This is a genomic window from Streptacidiphilus sp. MAP12-16 (assembly GCF_041262165.1).
GTDB lineage: Bacteria > Actinomycetota > Actinomycetes > Streptomycetales > Streptomycetaceae > Streptacidiphilus.
The window spans coordinates 267330-287502 of the sequence record NZ_JBGCBY010000001.1; the positions used below are offsets into that span (position 1 = coordinate 267330).

Annotated in this window: 17 protein-coding genes and 1 tRNA gene; 9 read left to right on the top strand and 9 right to left on the bottom strand. The window is 69.9% G+C overall.

Translation table 11 applies throughout. The annotated features are described in order from the left end of the window. Positions 1-35 precede the first annotated feature (35 nt). Positions 36-108 (top strand) — tRNA-Arg (locus ABIA33_RS01180). Between the two features lie 403 nt (positions 109-511). Here ABIA33_RS01180 and ABIA33_RS01185 read toward each other — a convergent pair. After that, on the bottom strand, positions 512-1063 hold the full coding sequence (locus tag ABIA33_RS01185) for a GNAT family N-acetyltransferase (RefSeq protein ID WP_370075904.1): 552 nt from the start codon (positions 1061-1063) through the stop codon (positions 512-514). A 241-nt stretch (positions 1064-1304) separates the two neighbouring features. On the opposite strand from ABIA33_RS01185, the gene ABIA33_RS01190 reads away from it, so the two are divergent. Then, positions 1305-1658 (top strand): ankyrin repeat domain-containing protein, encoded by a 354-nt coding sequence (locus ABIA33_RS01190; RefSeq protein ID WP_370075906.1) that lies wholly within the window; start codon positions 1305-1307, stop codon positions 1656-1658. Between the two features lie 433 nt (positions 1659-2091). Further along, complete coding sequence (locus ABIA33_RS01195; protein ID WP_370075908.1) at positions 2092-2406, top strand: hypothetical protein; 315 nt, start codon at positions 2092-2094, stop codon at positions 2404-2406. Positions 2407-3004: 598 nt separating this feature from the next. Here ABIA33_RS01195 and ABIA33_RS01200 read toward each other — a convergent pair. Then, positions 3005-3265, bottom strand: coding sequence for a hypothetical protein (locus ABIA33_RS01200; RefSeq protein ID WP_370075910.1), 261 nt, complete (start codon positions 3263-3265; stop codon positions 3005-3007). Positions 3266-3353: 88 nt separating this feature from the next. On the opposite strand from ABIA33_RS01200, the gene ABIA33_RS01205 reads away from it, so the two are divergent. The 3 genes from ABIA33_RS01205 (at position 3354) to ABIA33_RS01215 (ending at position 4763) form a co-directional block, all read left to right on the top strand. After that, positions 3354-3494 carry a hypothetical protein gene (locus ABIA33_RS01205; protein WP_370075912.1) on the top strand — a complete coding sequence of 47 codons (141 nt, stop codon included), beginning with the start codon at positions 3354-3356 and terminating at the stop codon, positions 3492-3494. Positions 3495-3585: 91 nt separating this feature from the next. Beyond that, positions 3586-3996 (top strand): hypothetical protein, encoded by a 411-nt coding sequence (locus ABIA33_RS01210; RefSeq protein WP_370075914.1) that lies wholly within the window; start codon positions 3586-3588, stop codon positions 3994-3996. Continuing rightward, positions 3924-4763, top strand: coding sequence for an ABC transporter permease (locus ABIA33_RS01215; RefSeq protein WP_370075916.1), 840 nt, complete (start codon positions 3924-3926; stop codon positions 4761-4763). The genes ABIA33_RS01210 and ABIA33_RS01215 overlap by 73 nt, the downstream gene beginning before the upstream one ends. 87 nt (positions 4764-4850) lie before the next feature. Here the strand turns inward: ABIA33_RS01215 and ABIA33_RS01220 are convergent, their stop codons facing one another. Both ABIA33_RS01220 and ABIA33_RS01225 read right to left on the bottom strand, forming a co-directional pair. After that, on the bottom strand, positions 4851-5366 hold the full coding sequence (locus ABIA33_RS01220; protein WP_370075918.1) for a hypothetical protein: 516 nt from the start codon (positions 5364-5366) through the stop codon (positions 4851-4853). A 181-nt stretch (positions 5367-5547) separates the two neighbouring features. Continuing rightward, on the bottom strand, positions 5548-7386 hold the full coding sequence (locus ABIA33_RS01225) for a carbohydrate-binding module family 20 domain-containing protein (protein ID WP_370075920.1): 1839 nt from the start codon (positions 7384-7386) through the stop codon (positions 5548-5550). 269 nt (positions 7387-7655) lie between these two features. Here ABIA33_RS01225 and ABIA33_RS01230 point away from each other — a divergent pair, with 269 nt between their 5' ends. After that, positions 7656-8555, top strand: a complete 900-nt coding sequence (locus tag ABIA33_RS01230) for a PhzF family phenazine biosynthesis protein (RefSeq protein ID WP_370075922.1) — start codon at positions 7656-7658, stop codon at positions 8553-8555. A 156-nt stretch (positions 8556-8711) separates the two neighbouring features. Here ABIA33_RS01230 and ABIA33_RS01235 read toward each other — a convergent pair whose 3' ends face one another. From ABIA33_RS01235 to ABIA33_RS01255, 5 genes are all read right to left on the bottom strand, one after another. Continuing rightward, a complete protein-coding gene (locus ABIA33_RS01235; protein ID WP_370075924.1) occupies positions 8712-10835 on the bottom strand; it encodes an ArnT family glycosyltransferase in 2124 nt (707 codons plus the stop codon). Between the two features lie 90 nt (positions 10836-10925). Beyond that, positions 10926-12476 carry a sensor histidine kinase gene (locus ABIA33_RS01240; RefSeq protein WP_370075926.1) on the bottom strand — a complete coding sequence of 517 codons (1551 nt, stop codon included), beginning with the start codon at positions 12474-12476 and terminating at the stop codon, positions 10926-10928. Between the two features lies 1 nt (position 12477). Further along, positions 12478-13248 (bottom strand): response regulator transcription factor, encoded by a 771-nt coding sequence (locus ABIA33_RS01245; protein ID WP_370075928.1) that lies wholly within the window; start codon positions 13246-13248, stop codon positions 12478-12480. 141 nt (positions 13249-13389) lie between these two features. Further along, positions 13390-14157, bottom strand: a complete 768-nt coding sequence (locus tag ABIA33_RS01250) for a rhomboid family intramembrane serine protease (protein ID WP_370075930.1) — start codon at positions 14155-14157, stop codon at positions 13390-13392. Positions 14158-14212: 55 nt separating this feature from the next. Next, positions 14213-15172: an aldose 1-epimerase family protein gene (locus ABIA33_RS01255; RefSeq protein WP_370075932.1), complete on the bottom strand. Its 960-nt coding sequence runs from the start codon at positions 15170-15172 to the stop codon at positions 14213-14215. Positions 15173-15374: 202 nt separating this feature from the next. On the opposite strand from ABIA33_RS01255, the gene ABIA33_RS01260 reads away from it, so the two are divergent. After that, the gene (locus tag ABIA33_RS01260) at positions 15375-16589 is read left to right on the top strand and encodes an RNA-guided endonuclease InsQ/TnpB family protein (RefSeq protein ID WP_370075934.1); all 1215 of its coding nucleotides are present in this window, start codon (positions 15375-15377) and stop codon (positions 16587-16589) included. A 304-nt stretch (positions 16590-16893) separates the two neighbouring features. Next, positions 16894-20004: an N-acetylmuramoyl-L-alanine amidase gene (locus tag ABIA33_RS01265; RefSeq protein WP_370075936.1), complete on the top strand. Its 3111-nt coding sequence runs from the start codon at positions 16894-16896 to the stop codon at positions 20002-20004. Positions 20005-20173 lie beyond the last annotated feature (169 nt).

Here is a 20173-nt window from a genome sequence, read left to right on the forward strand (position 1 = left end):
TCGGAATTCTCCACCACATACCCACCCGACCCCGCGCCTCAGTAGCTCAGGGGATAGAGCACGGCTCTCCTAAAGCCGGTGTCGCAGGTTCGAATCCTGCCTGGGGCACACCACGCCGCCGACGCGGCAGACACGACGAAGGGCCCGTTCGGAGGCTTGATCCTCCAGAACCGGGCCCTTCTCTGCGAAGCGAACGACCAGAGCCGGTGATCCGCGCCGCGCCACTTACGCGCCAGATTGCTCCGGCGGCTCGGTCGAACGCACGCGAATCGGGGTCACGTCAGCGACGGACCACGATCCGCACCCACGACGGCCGGGTCATCCTCGACCATGGCCAGCAGGCGAGCTGAGAGCCGCCGGACGGCATGACCTCGGAAAGCATCCGTTGAGGGTGACCAAGTGATCGGCTCTCGAAGTCATCAGCGGGTTGACCTGATGTATTTCGGCCGCGCGAAACTCCGCTCCTGCGCGTCCGCCTCACAACAGCAAATGCCGCCGGCTGTCAGCTCGGCTACTCCTGCCGGGGGCGGTTCAGCCGCTGAATCACGGTGACCCCCGACTCGGCTGGCGCGCCGCCACGTTCGGGGTCGGGCTCGCGGGAGACCACGGTGAAGCCCAGTCGCCGAGGTACCGCCCCGCTGGCTGTGTTCGCCTCGTCGTGGTGGATCTCGACGTGGGTCACCCCGGGTAGTGCGAAGGCCGCCTCGACCAGGGCGGTCACGGCCATGGTCGCCAGCCCTCGCCCGGTGGAGTCGGGGTGGATCCAGTAGCCGATCTCCAGACCGCCGGGGCCGATCCGCCGCATCAGGCCGCAGGATCCGACGGCCGCTCCCTCGCAGACGATTTCATAGTCGAAGGCTCGACCAGCATCCCAGTCCTGCTGCGCTGCTGTCAGATGCTGCACCAGGGACTCCCTGCTGTATCCGGACGCCCACGGCATCCATGGCCGCAGATGCTCCAATGACTCGACCACGACGCGGTGCTGCTCGTCCACGTTGTCGAGGCCCTTGCGCCGCAGCTCGACCTGGTCATGTATGAGTGTCTCGGCAGGACGATCTTCCATGCCGCGATCCTGCCTACCGACCCGAACCAGTGCAAATGAATTGCGCGCCGCGCTCCTGGGTCGCGAAGCTGACCCGAACCCTGATTGCGGTGGGAGGCCATCGGAACGGGCAGCGGAGTCCGTTCCGTCCACAACGCCCATACCACCGCAGCCGAAACTCCTCTCCAAGCCGCCTCCGCCTGACTGCACGTCACCCTCCCCCGCAGGACTTCCGGGAGCCGACCACTAAGATGCGGTGCTCATGGGGACCTCTGACGCAATCCGTCCCACCGACAACGTGATGTCGTCCGCTGAGATCGCGGTGAACAATCTGGATCTCGACGCATTGCGGCAGTTCCTAGACACGGGCGGCGATGTCAACGACCGGGCCTGGGAGGGCTGGACGCTGTTGATGTCCGCCATCGACTCCGAGGCTTGCCTCGCCGACGACGGTCAACCGTTGCGTGTCGAATGTACTGCGCTGCTGCTCGCTCGTGGCGCTGACACCGGATTGGTGAAGCATGACGGGTCGACGGCCTTGGAGATCGCAGACGAGAGGGGGCACTGGCTCGCCGCCGAACTGATCCGGGCATGGGATGCCAGCAGTCGGGCTTGAAGCCTCTCCCCTCCATCAAGGCACCCCACGCCGCGCACAGAGCGGCGCGGGCCGCCCGGCCGCCCGCCGGGCTCGGGCCCGCGCTCTTGTCTTCGCCCCGCGCGGCCCGGCCCCGCGCGCGTCCGGCGGCTCGCCACACAGACCAGCAATGAACCAGGACGACGCCCACCAGGGCCGAGGCAGGCCCCAGACCACGGTCAGACCGATGCGTCCGGCGGGGGCGCTCCGGCTCCGGGACGGCCACGGTCCGGCCGGCGCGCACCAGTTGCTCGTGGCTGAGGTGGGGCTGCCATCCCGCCTGCCGTCGTCCCAGGCGGAGCCGAGCAGCCGGGCCCCCTGGTGTCCAGGTCGTTCGTGCAGTGGCGCGCTCCACCTGGACACCGGGCAGACGGGATGGCATCAGGGACCGTCGTGGTTCCTGCGGAGCGATACAGTGCGGCACCAGAACGAGGAGGCGGAACGTTCGATGCAGCTCAGGATGGGTGACACGCTTCTAGGGTCGATCATCGTGGAAGAGCGAGACATGCCATGGTGGCTCGGACGATTCGAGGCGGCACCCGAGTTCGACTCGGTTCGACCGCTTTTCGATGACTGGTCGCGGGCAGTGAAAGCCGCTGACGACGGTGCCATGGATGCGGCATTCAATGCGCTACGGGACCTGGGGCTTGTGATCGATCGCGCAGACGGGGCGCCGATCAGCCGCTTCTTTCTCTACATAGACGCTGACCGCGTGCGTCTCAGGTACTGACGGCAGTGTGACGGCAACGTCAACGGACACCACGGTACTTCACGGACACTCGTGGACAAACGATGACAAGCCTGTCCAGCCCTTCCGAGCGATCACCACGTCTGACGGATTCGCCTGAAAAGCGAAGGTCGATTCGGAGGCTGCACCTGACCAGGGTCGATCCCTGTCCTCGCTGAGTCGGGTCATCCATGATGACCACGTGAATCAATGGCTGAATGCCCGCAGCGGCTGGACGATAGCGCTCTGTTGCTGGGGATGCACGTTGACGGGTGCCCTGATCGCGATGGTGACGTCGCAAACGTTTTTCCATCCCCCTCACCGCTCTCTCGCTTCCCAGCTGATGTGGATCTTCGCTGGATCGCTCTTCTGCGCGATCTCGGGCGCTCAAGGCACGCTGAGGCGTCGCAGGCGCGAGAACCGGAGCCAGGGAACCCCTATGTGATCACCCAGTGTGCTTCGGAATCGGAGCGCCCAAGGCTGGGCCGTCGTTGGGCCGTGCGAGGGCAACCAAGGGTGCACAACGGTGGCAACCGCCGATCGTTCCCGTGCAGCTCAGGTGCGAGATCGTCAGTTGGGCTGCAGGTCACAGACCGACGCGTTACTTCTTCGGTTTCTGTTCCTCGGGCAGGCCGTCGATCACCACGAGGGAGCCGTCAGGCTCAAACCGCAGAACACGGGAGCAGCGAGCTGCTTCGGATACTCGATCGGTCAGCTCGGGCTGAAGCTCTTGGAAGCGTTCTTGGAGGAGATCCAGGGCCTCGTGAAGTGAACACCCCTGCGACTCGCGAATGGTCCTCAATGCGGAGATCGTTCGCTTCTCCAAGATGTCGCGATCTACGCTCTCTGGCAGTTCTTCCACAGCTCCTCCGGAGGGGTCCAACATTGGAGTAGAGCAAGACCACCCGCATTGGTCAACTGAGTTGAGCGGGCCCGTCATCGTCGGGCACGTGGACTCGTGGAAGCTTCCGCCCGGCAAGGCCGCGTTCTACGCGCTCGGCGCCGCGCAGAAGGGGGACGAGGTCGACGTCGCCCGAGCCGACGGCACCGTCGTCGTCTTCGTCCACTACGCCGGCCACCGCCGGAACTGACCGGGCGTCAGTCGGTGCGGGTCGCGCTCCACGCAGCGGCCGCGGGCAGTGGGCGCAACGGGCCGCCGCCCGGCTGCCCCTGCCGCGGCCGGTGACGCTCGGTCTCGCCGGTCCGTTCGCACGGCCGGCCCGTACGGCGGCGATGCTGGCCGCCGTCGCGTTCGGCACGATGACCGCGACCTTCGCGCTGGGCCTGACCTCGTCACTCAACGCCGTCGGCGCGGCCGAGAACCGCGGCGACTCCACCGCAGCGGTCCTGGTCAGGACGTTCGGCCCGCCGACCGGAGGCGTCGGCGGCCCCGGCGGGGCGGGGGCGGCGACCGGCGGTATCACGCTGCTCTCCGCCGCCGACGACCTGCGGGTGAGCGCCGCGATCCAGTCGCAGCCGGGCACCGCGTCGTTCTACGGGGAGCGGGCGGGCAGGCCTCGGTGCCGGGTGTTCCGGGCTCGGTCCAGGCGAACCTCTACCAGGGCGACTCGCTCGTGGGCGCCCCCGAGATGATCTCCGGTCACTGGCTCACCGGCCCGGGAGAGGTCGTCGTGCCCACCCACTTCCTGGCCTCGACCGGCACCAAGGTCGGTGACACCATCACCGTGGCCGACCACGGGGTGACGGCGCGGGTCCGGATTGTCGGTGAGGCGTTCGACCCGGGCGACAACGGGATGAGGATGAACCTGGACATCTCCACCTTCGCCTCGGCCAAGGACGGAATCCCGGTCGACACCTACCGCATCGCGCTGAAGCCCGGCGTCTCGGCCGCCGACTACACCGCGAAGCTCAACTCGGCGGTGCGGCCGCTCGGCGCCGACGCGCAGGCGAACACCGGTTCGCACGGCCACGCGATGATCCTCGTCCTGGAGGCGATGGCCGCGATGCTCACCCTGATGCTGGTCACCGTCGCCGGGCTGGGGGTGCTCAACTCGGTCGTCCTCGACACCCGGGAGCGCGTTCACGACCTGGGCGTCTGCAAGGCGCTCGGAATGTCGCCACGGCAGACCACAACCCTGGTGATCGCCTCGGTGATGGGCGTCGGGGTGGTCGGCGGGGTCGTCGGGGTGCCGGCCGGGGTCGCGCTGCACGACTACGTGCTGCCGGTGATGGGACACGCTGTGGGCAGCACCCTGACGCCGCAGATCATGTCCGTCTACCACGCGCTGGAGCTGGTCCTGCTTGGGCTGGCCGGAGTGGCGATCGCGGTCCTGGGCGCCATGCTGCCGGCGAGTTGGGCGGCCAAGGCTCGAACCGCTGTCGCCCTGCGCACCGAGTAGCCATCTCGGCAGAGCGCTGCCGCGGTGTCCCGCACGTCGTGGACGTGTGGGACACCGCGGCCTGCTACGTGCGGCAGTGGGAAAGCGTCACACTGCGGACTTGCCGTTGCGGCGGCGGAGCGCGAAGGTGCCGCCGAGGGCCGCGGCGGCCAGGAGGGCGGCGCCGCCCGCGCTCTCGACGGAGTCCAGACGCGTGATGCTGCCGCCGATGCCGGTGCGCACCGGGCCGAGGGGGGCCGCTGGGGTGGTCGAGGGGGTGGTCGACGAGATGGTGAGCTCGGTGGTGCCCGTCTGGCCGTTGCAGCTGAAGGTCACGGTGTACTGGGCGCCGGGCTTGGCGGTGGAGTCGACCGTCGCGGTGGCGGAGTGCCCCTCGTTGAGGGTGACGGTGTCGAACACCCCGGAGGACACGGTGACCGAGGGGACCTCGCAGCCGGTCGCGTTCAGGGTGACCGTGCCGCCGGGTGCCACGGTGCCCGGGGACACGGTGAAGCCGAAGGAGGTGATGGTGCCACCGCCGCCCTCGGCCAGAGCCAGCGGCGCGGACAGGGCGAGGACCGCGGTGCTGACCACAGCTATCGATGCTGCAGGAGTGGTTCGCATCTGCATTCTCCCAACCCGAGGCGCATCGCTCGGGTGTGTCCCGCAGTAGCGCTTCGACTACGCCTCGTCTCCGGCGACGCTAGGGAGCACACCCGCAGGGCGCGACGCGGATGGGGCATCCGGGTGACCGGTTGTCCGCACCGTGCCGCGTGCTGCGGGTGTGCTCCCTACCTCCTGCTTCCTACTTCCAGGTGTCGTTGAGCGTGGCGCTGCCGGAGGCCGGAGTGGTGGTGCTGCGGTTGCTGCCGCTCTCCCAGGTGACGGTGCCGCTGGCGTCCTTCTTGATGTACTTGTACTCGACGTATGTGTTCGGGGGCAGGGACAGCGTGCCGGTCCAGACCGGGTAGCTCGCGGAGGACAGCAGGACGGCGTTGCTGGTGTTCCAGCCGCCGAGGGCGGGGATGGAGCCGACGACGTAGACGTTCTGGCCCCAGACGGTGGTGGCGTTCTCGCTGAACGTCTCGCTCACGACCGAGGAGGCGGAGACCACGTCGGAGGTGTCGAAGGCGACCGAGTCCATCGCCGGGACGGTGACGCTCGCGTTGCCGCTCCCGTTCACGACGAACGTCGGGCCGCTGCAGCTGCCGCCGCTGACCGCGCCGTGGACGATGTCGCAGTAGGTACCGGCCGCGAGGCCGGTCGCGAAGGTCTTCGTCTGCGCCGAGCTCTCGTTGTTGATGGCGATCCAGCCCTGGTTGCCCCGGCTGAAGGCGATCAGGTTGGATCCGTCGTCGTACCAGTTGGCCACCGACTGCCCGGCCGTGTGGTTGTGCCAGGCCACAAGGTGGTTGACGCCGGTGATCCGGTCGGTGCACTCCCAACCGCTGCCGCAGGTGGTGCCGGTGACGAAGCCGTTGCTGTCGGCCGGGGGCGAGTCGTCGCTGTTGGTGAAGTCGAATCCGGCGTAGACCTCAGGGGTTCCGTAACCCCAGGCGAGTTCGAACTCCGTCGCGAGCGTGTTGGCGGCGCCCGACTTGTAGCTGAGCGTGGAGCCGTCGCGCTCGGTGTCGTGGTTCTCGACGAAGGTCAGTTCCTTGTTGGCCGGGAGCAGGCCCCAGGAGGAGCCGAAGGTCTTCAGGTTGGCGATGCTGCCGGTGAACTGGGCCTTCAGGTCGTCGGCGTAGTCGAAGCCGAGCAGGCTGCCGGTGCCCTCGAAGGCGGAGGGCGCCAGCTGCCCGGTGCCTCCGGCCGCCACCTCCTGGGCGACGTATGGGGCGGTGCCGTCGGCGGTGGTGTTGAGCTTGCCCTCGATGGCGGCGAGGTCGGTCTCGCCGATGTGCTTGGCCGCGTCCACGCGGAAGCCCGAGACGCCGTACCCGATCAGCTTGTTGAGGTATCCGGCGATCTGGGTGCGGACGTAGTCCGACTCGGTGCGCAGGTCGGCGAGGTTGTCGAGCTCGCAGTGGGTGACCTCGGTGTAGTCGTTCCAGTTGTGGATCTGGCCGTCCGACTCCGGGCAGTCGGCCGGGTAGTGGTGGAAGTCGGCGGTGGAGTAGAGCCCTGGGTAGGTGTACTTGCTGTACCCGGTGACGCCGCCGTACGAGCTGCTGCCCTGCCCGGTCATGTGGTTGATGACGGTGTCGACGTACACCTTGACCCCGGCGGCGCGGCAGCTGGAGACCATCGAGGCGAACTGGGTCTCGGTGCCCATCCGGCTGTTGAGGTTGTAGTCGACCGGCTGGTAGATCTCCCACCAGGGGTGGCCGGAGACGGTCGTCGAGTCCTCCGGTGGCGCGACCTGCACGCCTCCGTATCCGGCGGGGCCCAGCACGGTGGTGCACTCGTTGGCGACCGACTTCCAGTTCCACATGAACAGGTTGGCGATGACGTCGCTGCTGTTCATCGCCGCGTGGGCGGTGCCCGCCGAGGCGGCCAGGGTGAGCGGGACGATGCCCGCGGTGAGCAGGGCGCCGGAGGCGAGGACGGCGCGAAGCCTCGCGCGACCTCTGCCGGCGCGTCCTGTTCCGGGTTGTGGAGCGCCGGGTTGTGGAGCGGTCGTCGGCTCGGACTGGTGGCGCATCGGGGACTCCCGTGGGGGTGGGGGCGCACGGCAGGGTGGGGTTTCGCGCGCCAGGTCGGTCCGCCGTCCAGTGCGTTGCTTCGAGGCGCGCGCAGTGCGTGGGCACGACCCTGCTCGCGCCGGAGAGGGCGCGTCAAGGGTGCTGCAGCAAGTTCTTGCAGGGCTTTGCGCAATCTTCGGCCCTGCTGTGCGCGTCGTCTGGACACCCGGCTCCTCGGGAACCTCCGCTCCCTGGAACAAACGGGCCAGGCTCGCAGGTTCCAGCGAGCATGACGACTGCTCCCGGCGCTACCGCCCCCGACGTCCTCCGCTACGCGGCCTTCACCACGGACCCGTCCGGCGGCAATCCGGCAGGTGTCGTGCTCGACGCGACCGGCTTGGACGACGCCACGATGCTCGCTGTCGCCGCCGAGGTCGGCTACTCGGAGACCGCCTTTCTCACTCCCGCGACGGAGACCGCCCCGCTGTCGTTGGCTCCTGGACGGGCGTTCGACGTCCGCTATTTCAGCCCCAGGGCCGAGGTCCCGTTCTGCGGCCACGCCACCGTCGCCACGGCCGTCGCGCTCGCCGAGCGCATCGGCTCGGGCGAGCTGCACTTCGCGACCCGGGCCGGATCGGTGCCGGTCGAGGTGGTCGGTGGACCGGACGGAACCCTGCGGGCCACCCTGACCAGCGTCGCCCCCCACGTGGACGCGGTCTCCGAGGCGGACGTCGCCGAGGCGCTGGACACCCTGGGCTGGAGCACGGACGACCTCGACCCGACCCTGCCGCCCCGGATCGCCTACGCCGGCGCCCGGCACCTCGTCCTGGCCGCGGCCACCTGCGAACGCCTGGCCGAGCTGGCCTACGATTTCGACCGCCTGGCCCGCTTCATGACGGACCGCGACCTGACCACGCTCCAACTGGTGTGGCGACAGGACGCGCACACCTTCCACGTCCGCGACCCCTTCCCGGTCGGCGGCGTCATCGAGGACCCGGCGACCGGCGCGGCGGCGGCGGCCTTCGGCGCGTACCTGCGCGAGCTCGATCAGGTCGGCCCCGCCGCCGAGCTGACGCTGCACCAGGGCGACGACATGGGACGACCCGGCCTGCTCCGGGTGGAACTCCGGGAGGGTGACCTCCGCATCCGGGTCTCCGGCACGGCGGTCCCGATCACCGCCGCCGGCTGAGCCGCCGCTCGCCGAGCGCACGCACACAGGAGGGTGTCGGTGGCCCCGGCTCGCGACGCCCGCACCGCTTTCGGCGGAAGGCCGCCGGGGATCGCCGGGGGCCGCCGGGGGCCGCCGGGGAGTGTCTCAGCTCCCCGGCGGCCCCGTGGTGTCCGCTCAGCCGGGGCTGGTCTTGGCCTTGGTGAGGTCGTAGACCGTCACACCGTCCACCGTGCTGGACGTGTAGTGCGCAGCGACCCAGGTGGCGATCTGCGACGAGTAGGTGCTGCCGCTGCTGCCGCCCATGCCCGTGCTACCGCCGATGAAGTAGTGGATCTTTCCGGCGCGGACGTACTGCTCGAACTGGGCGAGACTGGGGGCGGCGTCCGTGCCGTTGAAGCCGCCGAGGGCCATCACCGGGTCGCCGGTTGCGAGTTGGTAGCCCGCTGAGTTCTGGGAGCCGACGGCGGCGGCGACCCAGGTGTACGTGCCCGCGTCGGCCTTGAGGAGGGCGGTGATCGCGCTGCCCGGGCTGGAGCCGTTCAGGAGAGTGCCGAAGCCGCCCATCCCACCGCCCATGCCGCCCGCGCGACCCGTGCCGGCCGTTCCGCCGGTGCCGGCCTGACCCGTTCCGGCGCCGGGGGCCTGTCCGGTCGTCCCCTGGCCCTGGCCCGCGCCCTGCGGCGGCGTGCCGGGGAAGCCGCCGCCTGCGCCGCCCGGGCGCACACCGGTCCGCCCACCCGCACGACCCGCGCCCCCGCCGAAGCCGCCGCCCCCGCCCCCGCCGAAGCCACCGCCCGACACCGTCGGTCCCGCGCTGGGCAGCGAGCCGCCGTGCGCGGTGCCGACGGTCTGGATCGTGTACGCCGCCGGTCCGGCCAGCGACGCCGCCAGGCCGATGATGGCGAGGGCCCGGCCGAAGCCGGCCGGGAGATGCCCGACGAAGACCAGTCCCAACGCGGCCAGCAGGCCCACAATCAGCACGGTGTACCGCAGCCACGGGAGCCAGTCCGCACTTCGCTCCAGCAGCACGAACGACCACACCGCCGTCGCGCCGACGACCACGGCCAGCCCGATTGCGGCGAACCAGCCGCGTCGCTGCTCCCAGAGCAACCCCGAGCCCATGCCGACCAGCGCCGCGATGTAGGGGGCCAACGCGACGTTGTAGTACGGGTGGAAGATGCCCTTCATCAGACTGAACGTCAGAAACGTCGTCAGCAGGGCCAGACCCCAGAGCACGAACGCCGCGCGTCGGGCGTCGACGCGCGGGCGGCGCCAGGTGAGGAACAGGCCGGCGGCCAGCAGCAGGAACGCCGCCGGGAGCAGCCAGGCGATCTGCCCGCCCATCTCGGAGCCGAAGAGGCGGCCGAGCCCGGTGCTGCCCCACATCCCGGTGCTGGTCGCGCCCCCGCCCCCACCGCCCACGCTGCCGGTCTCGGAGCCGCTGAGGCGCCCGAAACCGTTGTAGCCGAAGGTGAGTTCCAGGAAGCTGTTGTGCTGGCTGCCGCCGATGTACGGGCGGTACGCGGCAGGCGTCAGCTCCACGACGGCGACCCACCAGCCGCTGCTCACCACCAGCACCAGGGTGGCGATCAGCAGTTGCCTGATCCGGCGCCACAGGCCGGTCGGGGCGAACAGCAGGTAGGTGAGACCCAGCGCGGGCAGGATCAGGAACGCCTGCAGGGTCTTGGTGAGGAAGGCCGTGCCCACGCAGGCCGCGGCGAGCACCAGCCAGCGCGTCTGCGCCTGCTCCTGGGCCCGGAGTACGGCGTAGCCGGCCAGGGCGAGCAGCAGCGCGAGTAGCGCGTCGGGGTTGTTGAAGCGGAACATCAGCGCCGCGACCGGGGTGAGTGCGAGGGCTGCGCCGGCGATCAGCCCGGCGGCGGGGGAGAAGCGGCGGCGTACGGCCGCGTACACGACGGCGACGGTGGCGACGCCCTCCAGGGCCTGCGGAGCGAGGATCGACCAGGAGTGGACGCCGAAGATCCGGGTGGAGATCTCCATGACCCACAGGGACGCCGGGGGCTTGTCGACGGTGATGAAGTTGGCGGCGTCGGAGGAGCCGTAGAACATGGCCTCCCAGCTCTTGGTGCCTGCCTGTACCGCCGCCGAGTAGAACTGGTTGGCCCAGCCCGAGGCGCTGAGGTCCCAGAGGTAGAGGACCGCGGTGACGAGGAGGAGGCCGAAGAACGCGGGCCGAACCCAGCGCGGGTCGCCTGCGGCAGGCGGCGCGGGTTCGGCGACTGGCCCAGGGGCAGGTGGTTGGGGATCGACCCGGAGCTGCGGGGCGGTCTCGGTCATCGGGCACCTTCTCGTCGAGGGGCTGGGTGGTCCCCCTCAATCTCGCCGAGCGCGCTGTTGTCGAGGTGTGCCGATGCTGTGCGGGGACTGTCAGTTCGCGGGCGCGGGCGCGGGCGCGGGCGAAGGCGCGAGCGCGAATCCGGGCCCGGATCCGCAGATGGGCAGCCGCACGGTGAAGGCGGTGTCGCCCGGGACGCTCCGTACGCTGACGTCGCCGCCGTGGGAGGCGGCGACAGCCGCGACGATGGCGAGGCCCAGGCCGGTGCTGCCGGCCGCGCGGGAACGGGAGCTGTCGCCACGGGCGAAGCGCTCGAACACGGTCGGCAGCAGTGCGGGTGGGATACCGGGGCCGTCGTCGGCGATCCGCAGTTCGCAGCGGTTCCCCTGCGCGGTGACCGACGCGGTGACCGTCGTGCCGGTCGGCGTGTGCTTGCCCGCGTTGGCGAGGAGGTTGACCAGGACCTGGTGCAGCCGGTGCGTGTCGCCGTTCACCATCACCGGTTCGTCGGGCAGTTCGACCTGCCACTTGTGGTCGGGCGTGGCGGCGTGGGCGTCGCGGACCGCGTCCACGACGAGGGGCGACAGGTCGACGGGCTCCCGCTCCAGCGGGCGCCCCGCGTCGAGGCGGGCGAGCAGCAGCAGGTCCTCGACGAGGCGGGTCATCCGCGCCGCCTCGGACTCGACCCGGCTGAGCGCGTACGCGGTGTCGGGAGGCACGGCCTCGTGTCCGCGCCGGGTGAGTTCGGCGTATCCGGCGATGGACGCCAGGGGGGTGCGCAGCTCGTGGCTGGCGTCGGCGACGAACTGGCGGACCCGGGTCTCGCTGGCATGGCGTGCGGCGAGGGCGTTGGCGACGTGGTCGATGAGTCGATTCAGCGAGGAGCCGACTTGTCCGGCCTCGGTACGGGTGTCGGTGTCCGCGGCGGGCACGCGGACCAGCTTGCCGACCTCGCCCCGGTCCAGCGGCTGCCGCGAGATGCGCACGGCGGTGGCGGCGACCCGGTCCAACGGCCGCAGCGAGAGCCGGATCAGCGCGAACGAAAGAAATCCGGCCACGATCAGGCCCGCGACAGTGACCACCGCCTCCACCGCGATGAGTTGGCTGACCGTGGATTCGCTGCTCGCGAGCGAAACCCCGACGACCAGGGTCTCGCCGTTCACCTGCTGCGAGCTGACCAGATAGTCGCCCAGAACGGGCAGGCTGATCCTCTCGTTCTGCACAGCACCGGCGGCTGCATCCAGTGGCGCCGCCTCACTGTTGGTGACCTGCGTCACCGATCGTTGCGGTGCGGTGCTGGTGTCAGTGCTGTTGGTGATGGTGCCCGCCGTAACGGCACCATCACTGTGTATCCAGGCACCGAGCGTGGAGTCAGGCAGACCCAGGAGGAACTTCAGGCTGTCGGCCGGCTGGGGCACAGAGGGGCTGGGGCCCGGTCCGTCGCCGGCGGAAGTGAAGCGCATCGTCTGACCGAAGGCCTGCTGGAGTTTGACCTCCGCGGCAGCGTTCAGGTTCTGCTTCAGGTTCAGCGTGGTGGCGAGCGCGATCGCGCTGCTCACCACGGCCAGCATCACCGTCGTGGTGACCAGCAGTCTGGTCCGGAGGGACCAGGTTGACCAGCGGCGGAACCGGCTCGCAGTCATCTCATCGCCTCGGCGTGCCCGCGCCAGCGTCCGCGGGCTTGAGGACGTACCCGGCGCCGCGCATGGTGTGGATCATCGGTGCGCGTCCGGCGTCTATCTTGCGGCGCAGGTAGGAGATGTACAGCTCGACGACGTTGCCCTGTCCGCCGAAGTCGTAGGACCACACCCGGTCCAGGATCTGCGGCTTGCTCAGCACCCGGCGCGGGTTCCGCATCAGGAAGCGCAGCAGTTCGAACTCGGTGGCGGTGAGCCGGATCGAGTCGTCGCCGCGGAACACCTCGCGGCTGTCCTCGTCCAGGGTGAGGTCGCCGACGACCAGCACCGACTCGGCCCGCGCGGCAGCCGCGCCCGAGCGGCGCAGCAGCCCGCGCAGCCGCGCGACGACCTCCTCCAGGCTGAACGGCTTGGTGACGTAGTCGTCGCCGCCGGCCGTGAGTCCGGCGATGCGGTCCTCGACGGAGTCCTTGGCGGTGAGGAAGAGCACCGGCACGTCGTGCTGGTCGGCGCGCAGGCGGCGCATCACCTCCAGTCCGCTGAGGTCGGGCAGCATCACGTCGAGGATCACCGCGTCGGGGCGGAACTCGCGAGCGGCGCGCAGCGCTTCCGCGCCGTCGCCGGCGGTCGCGGTCTGCCAGCCCTCGTAGCGCAGGGCCATGGAGAGCAGGTCGGCCAGCGGGGCCTCGTCGTCGACGACGAGGACGCGCACGGGGCTGCCGTCGGGGCGGCGAAGATCGGCGGGGGCCGCCTCGGCGGCAGGGGGCATGGTGGTCATGCCGATACCGTGCCCAGGCCAGATGAGAAAGACATGAGCCGAGTCTGTGGCGGCCCTGTGGATTTGGTGCCGATCTTGTGTTCCGAAGCCGTCAGTCCGGTCAGAGCGCCGAAGTCACAGCGGTCACACCGGTCGCAGCTGTCACAGCAGGCCCAGATCGCCCAGTTCCTTGTGCAGGTCGCTCCGGCTGGGGTCGACGGCGGTCGACGTCTGCGCCGACGAGCGCGTCGGCGTCTGCGCCGGCAGCAGCCCGCCCGGGGCCGGGCCTGCCGCCGCCGGTACCGCCCTCGGCCGTCGGTCGCGCAGCAGCCATGCCCCGATGATGCCGCCGACCAGCCCGCCCAGGTGGGCCAGCCAGCTCACCCCGGGGGTGCCGGGCAGTGCGATCGTCACCAGGTAGGCGAAGGACGCCGCCATCACCACGCCGATGAGGGTGTCGATGAGGTGCCGGTCGAAGATGCCGCGCAGCACCACGTACCCGAAGTAGCCGAAGATCAGCCCGCTCGCGCCGACCCCGAGGGTGTTCGTCCCCTGGAAGATCCACACGGCGAATCCGCTGGTCAGGGCGACGAGCAGAGTCAGCCACAGGAAGCGCACGACGCCCCGGTAGGCGGCCAGGAAGCCGAAGACGAACAGCGGCCCCGAGTTGCCCTCGATGTGCTGCCAGCTGAAGTGCAGGAAGGGCGCGGTGAAGATGTCGGGCAGCCGGCTGGGCTGTTGCGGGACCAGCCCGTAGTCCTGGTCGAGCTGGTAGTGCCCGGCCCAGTTGACGATCTGCACGGTCCAGATGACCACCATGAAGGCGAACATCACGAAGAACGCCTTCCGGGCCTCCGCGATCATCTCCTCGGCGGTCTGCGGACCGGAGTGCGCCCCTGAGATCTGCCGCCAACCCTGCAACGCGCGCATGTGCGTACCCCCTTCCCGCCCAACTCTACGGCGGTGGGGGCCCGGTCCGGCAGCCCTACAGGGCGCTGATCCCCCAGTGGTGCGCCACACGCTCGCCGGGCTCCAGCCGGACCACGTCCTCGCCGGTGGCCAGGGCGTTCGGCGGGCAGCTCATCGGCTCCACGGCGACGCCCGCGCGACGGTAGGCGCCCGGCAGGCCGTCTCCCGAGTAGAGCTGCAGCCAGCCGATCTCCTCGCCGACCCACAGCTCGGCTCCGCGGCCGCCGTCCGGGCTGGTGAGCCGGACCCGGGCGCGCCCGTCGGCGTCCCGGTGCAGGTCGGTGAACGCCGTGTCGAGCCGGGTGTCGCCGATCGCCCTGGCCTTCCGGAAGTCGTACCCGGTGCCGCCCACGTCCTCCCGCCCGGTCGGGATCAGGCGCTCGTCCACCGGGATCCAGGTGTCCGCGGGGAGTTCGAGCACCGCGTCGTCCAGGCTGCCAGGGCCCAGACCCAGCGTCAGGTACGGGTGCGCGCCGATGCCGTAGGGGGCGGCGGTCGGGCCGACGTTGCGGGCGGCGACCTCGACGCTGAGCCCGCCCTCGCCCAGCCTGTACGAGGCCGTCAGTTCCAGGATGTGCGGGTAGCCGTGCATCGGGTAGAGCCGCAGTCCGAAGCGGACCGACGCGGCGTCCTCGGCGACGACCCGCCAGGGGAGCCAGCGGACGAAGCCGTGGCTGGCGTTGTGGGTGGCCGGTTCGCTGATGTCGAGCTGCTGCTCCTGGCCGTTGAACGCGTACCTGCCGTCGCGGACCCGGTTGGGCCACGGAACCAGCAACTGCCCGGCGCCGCCCGGAGGCGCCTGCCCCACCGGGTACTTGACGACCAGGGGACGCCCCCGGTGGCTCAGGCCCCGCAGTCCCGCGCCTACCCCGGTGAGCACCGCACGGTAGTCCCCGTACTCGATCACCTGTTGCGGGCCGGTGGGGGAGAGCGGTTCGGACTGCTCGTTACGGGGCGTTCGGTTCGCGTCAGCCATGACCACATCGTTGCACGAACAGGCACATCACAGACGCCCCAACGGTCGCGTTCCATCCCTTGATCTTCGCAGGGAATCCCGGCCTTCAGGCCGGGCGGGAATGCCATCCCTGGCCCGGAGGCGCGAAGCGCCGGAGCACAGTGCGCATTGTCGGTGGCGTGTGGCATGTTGCTCACATCAACGACCGAAGGGGGTGGGTTGGATGCTCCGTGCGTACAAATTTCTCCTGCGGCCCACCGTCGGTCAGGCCCAGGCGCTGGGCGAGATGCTGCGCGATCACTGTTCCCTCTACCACGGGGCTTTGCAGGAGCGCCGTGACGCCTTCCGGCACGTCTCGAAGACGAGTGTGAAGTACGGGATGCAGTCCGCGCAGCTCAAGGAGATCCGGGTGTTCGACCCGGAGCGTCAGGGCCGGTGGTCGTTCTCCTCGCAGCAGGCCACGCTTCGCCGTCTCGACAAGGCGTTCGCGGCGTTCTTCCGCCGGGTCAAGTCCGGCCAGACGCCCGGCTATCCGCGCTTTCGCGGTCAGAGCTGGTTCGACACGGTGGAGTTCCCGAAGGACGGGGACGGCTGCCGCTGGAACGCGACCCCGCACGACCCCGTTACTCGTGTCCGCTTCCAGGGTGTCGGGCACGTCAAGGTCAACCAGCACCGGACCGTGGTCGGCAAGGTCAAAACCGTCTCGGTCAAACGCGAGAGCCGTAAGTGGTTCGTCGTGCTGACCGCCGAGCAGGAGCAGCCCGAGCCGCTGCCCGCGACCGGCAGCGTCGTGGGTATCGACCTGGGCATCGCCAACTTCCTCGCCGACTCCGGCGGCCGGTTCGTCGCGAACCCCCGGCACGCACGCGCCGCCGCCGCGAAGCTCGAAGCCGCACAGCAGGCGCTGTCCCGGTTCCCGCGTGTCGGGCGGGACAAGCGCACCGGCAACCACCGGCGCGCGGTGCAGAAGGTCGCCGCCCTGCACGGCAAGGTGCGTCGCCAGCGGCTCGACCACGCGCACAAGACCGCCCTCACCCTGGTCCGTGAGCATGACTTCATCGCGTACGAAGACCTCAAGATCCGCAACATGTCCCGCGCTGTCGCGCCCAAGCCCCACCCCGAGCAGCCAGGCGTGTTCCTGCCCAACGGGGCAGCCGCGAAGACTGGACTCAACCGCTCGATCATGGACGCCGGTTGGGGGGTGTTCCTCACGATCCTCACCAGCAAGGCTGAAAGCGCCGGTCGGGAAGTGATCGCCGTGGACCCCCGCAACACCTCCCGCACCTGCCCCGCGTGCGGGCACACCGCGAAGGAGAACCGGCCCACCCAGGAGAGGTTCCACTGCCAGTCGTGCGGCCACAGCGCACACGCCGACACAGTGGCAGCCACCAACGTTCTACGGGCCGGGCTGGTCCGTCGCAACGCCAACTCGGCATAGCGAGAAGCCCCCGGCTTTAGCCGGGGGAGGAGTCACAGCAACTAGTGCTAGCGTTTCCCAGCATTTGGCATGTGTTCGATTGGCGGGGGTGCCAGTCACGGCCGTCGGCAGCGCTGCGGACGGCGTTCGCGCAGGCGGGGAACAGGCCGGGGCATCACGGCTGACCCGCACTTGAGTTCAGGGCAGGGGCACAGCGTTGACAGCAAGACGTGGTCGAAGCACGGCTCGGCATGGACGGTCGAAATCGCGGGTATGGGCCGGCGCCGCTGTCGGACTAGCCGTCTCGGCACTGGTGATAGGCGCGGTGGCCGAGGCTGCGCCGGGCAAGCTGCCGGCACCCGTGGCCAGCCCCGTCCCCGCCTCCACACCGGCGGCGTCCGTCTCGCTGCAGTCGGACTTCACGGCGGCGGCGGCCGAGTTCCACGTCCCGGTCGGCGTGCTGCTCGCCGTCTCGTACCAGGAGACCCTCTGGGAGTCCCACCAGGGCCGGCCGAGTGCCACCGGCAACTACAACGTCATGGGGCTCACCCAGGTCAACGCCTCCGACCTCCGGCCCCTGTCCGACGCGGAGAAGAAGGCGGACCTGGACGCCCGGGGTGACGGACGCAAGCGTCCCGCACCCACCGGCAAGCTGCTCGCCCAGGTCGACACGGTGGACACCTCCGTCCCCGCCCTGCACACCCTGGACGCGGCGGCGGCGCTGACCAAGCAGCCCGCGGCGGCACTGCGTGACGACATGCGGCAGAGCGTCCGCGGCGGCGCGGCCCTGCTCGCCTCCTACGAGCAAAAGCTGAACGGCTCGCTGCCGACCGACCCGGGCCAGTGGTACGCGGCGGTCGCCACGTACTCGCAGGGTCAGGACGCCGGTACCGCGCGGCAGTTCGCCGACCGGGTCTACACGACGATGGCGCAGGGCGCGTCCCGCACCACGAGCGACAACCAGTCGGTGACGCTGGCTGCCCTGCCCTCGGTCCGGCCGCAGACGTCAGCGACGGCCCGGCTCGGACTCGCCCCGCGCGACGCCGGAGCGACCGCGACCGCCTGCTCGGACATCCCGAGCGGGCTGACCTGTGGCTTCGTCCCCGCCGCAGCGAGCAACTTCGACGTGGCGCAGCGCCTCACCGACGGCGACACCATCCGCTACATCGTCCTGCACGACACCGAGGGCTCGGCGACCGGAGCGGTCACCACCTTCGCGACCGCGAACTCCGGGGTCAGCGCCCACTACGTCGTCGCCGCGACCGGCGGCGTGACCCAGATGGTGCAGGTGAAGGACAGCGCCATCCACGCCGACAACAAGACCGTCAACATGCACTCGATCGGCGTCGAGAACGAGGGCTTCGCGCTGCAGTCCGGCAGCTGGTTCTCCGAGCAGGAGTACCAGACCTCCGCCGCGCTGGTGAAGAACCTCGCCAAGAACTACGGCATCCCGCTGGACCGGGACCACATCCTGGGACACGACGACGCGCCGTACGCACTCGACCTGCCCGCGCTGGGGTCCGCGAACCCCGTGGTGAGCCAGCACTACGACCCGGGTCCGTACTGGGACTGGAGTCACTTCATGACCCTGCTGGGCGCTCCGCTCAGCGGCAACGGCACCGCCGTGGTCGGTGGCACGGTGACCGTCGCCCCGCCGTACACGGCGGCCAACGAGCCTGCGCTGACCGGCTGCACGGACCAGAACCACAATCCGGTCGCCTGCACCGCACGCCCCGCCAACTTCGTCTACCTGCACAACGCCGCTTCGGCCACCGCTCCGCTGATCGGCGACTCGCTGCTGAACTCGGTCGGAATGGCGTCCGCCGGGACCACCGGCGGTGACGTCAGCGACAAGGCCGTCTACGGCCAGACCTTCGTCGTGGCCGACATCGCGCCTGACTGGACCGCGATCTGGTTCGGCGGCAAGAAGGCCTGGTTCTACAACCCCGGTGGCCAGAACGCCTATGCGAACAGCAATCCCGCGCTGACCCTGATCTCCCCCAAGGCCAGTGCGGCGATACCGGTGTACGGACGCGCCTATCCGGAGACGTCCGCGTACCCGGCCTCGCTGAGCACGCTCGCCGCCTCGCCGCTACAGCAGCTCACTCCGCTGCCCTACACCATTCCCGCTGGGCAGGCGTATGTCGCTGCGGCCGAGGTGGCCGGCGACTACTACAACTACGACAACAACGGCTGCAGCCCGGCGACGGCCTGCACCGAGCTGATCGGAACCACCCAGTACTACCCGATTCGCTACAACCACCGGATCGCCTACGTGATGGCGTCCGATGTGCAGACCACGGTCCCGCTGACCCCGCCGACCGGCACCTACGTGCCGGTCACGCCGACCCGGGTGCTCGACACCCGGAACGGCACCGGTGGCTTCAGCCAGCCGGTGGGCGTCAACTCCATGATCGCCCTGCAGGTCGCCGGCACGGCGACGGTGCCGGCGACCGGGGTGACGGCGGTGGTCATGAACGTGACCGCGACCGGCGGCAGCGCCGACAGCTGGGTCACGGTCTCCCCCGACGGACCGTCACGGCCGAACACCTCGAACCTGAACTTTCCCGCCGGGCGGACCGTGCCGAACCTGGTCACCGTCCCGGTGGTGAACGGGAAGGTGGACTTCTACAACGCCCACGGAACCGTGAACCTCCTCGCCGATCTGGTCGGCTACTACACCAGCACCGGCGGCGGCTCGACCCTGGTCAGCGCCGGGCCGACCCGGGTACTCGACACCCGGTCCGGAATCGGCGGCTTCAGCAAGCCCGTGGGGGACAACAGCACGATCAGCCTGCAGGTCGCCAACGTGAACGGCGCACCGGCGAACACCACCGCCGTGGTCATGAACGTGACCGCGACCGGCGCCACCGCCGACAGCTTCGTGACCGTCTACCCGGGCGGCCAGGCCCGCCCGAACACCTCCAACCTGAACGTCGGCCCGGGCCGTACCACGCCGAACCTCTCGATCGTCCCGGTGGTGAACGGGAAGGTGAACTTCTACAACGCCCACGGCACGGTCAATCTTTTCGCCGACGTCACCGGGTACTTCACGAGCGACGCTGGCTCGGTGTTCCACACCCTCAACCCGACCCGGCTGCTCGACACCCGCTACGGCGTCGGCGGTTACGCCGCGCCGGTGGGCGCCGGCGCCACGATCGGACTGCAGGTCGCGGGCAACTCCGGGATCCCGCTGAAGGGCGTGACCGCGGTCGTCATGAACGTGACCGCGACCGGGCCGAACTCCTGGAGCTTCGTGACGGTGTACCCGGACGGAACGAGCCGCCCGAACGCCTCCAGTCTCAATGTCTCGCCCGGTCTGACCGTGCCCAACCTGGTGATCATCCCGGTCGTCAACGGCCGGATCGACTTCTACAACTCGAGCGGGAGCCTCAACCTGTTCGCCGATGTGACGGGCTACTTCACCTCGAGCTGACCGGAACTGCCCCGCGCGCAGAGGTCCGCTGACGGACGCCCGCCGCCCCCGCGATCGGTTCGCGGGGGCGGCGGTGTCTGTCGCCTGCGGTTCTATGCGACAAATCGGACAATAGATCGTAGGTTGAACGAGACGGGCGGGCGACCGGCAGGGTGAGGGTCGCCCTATC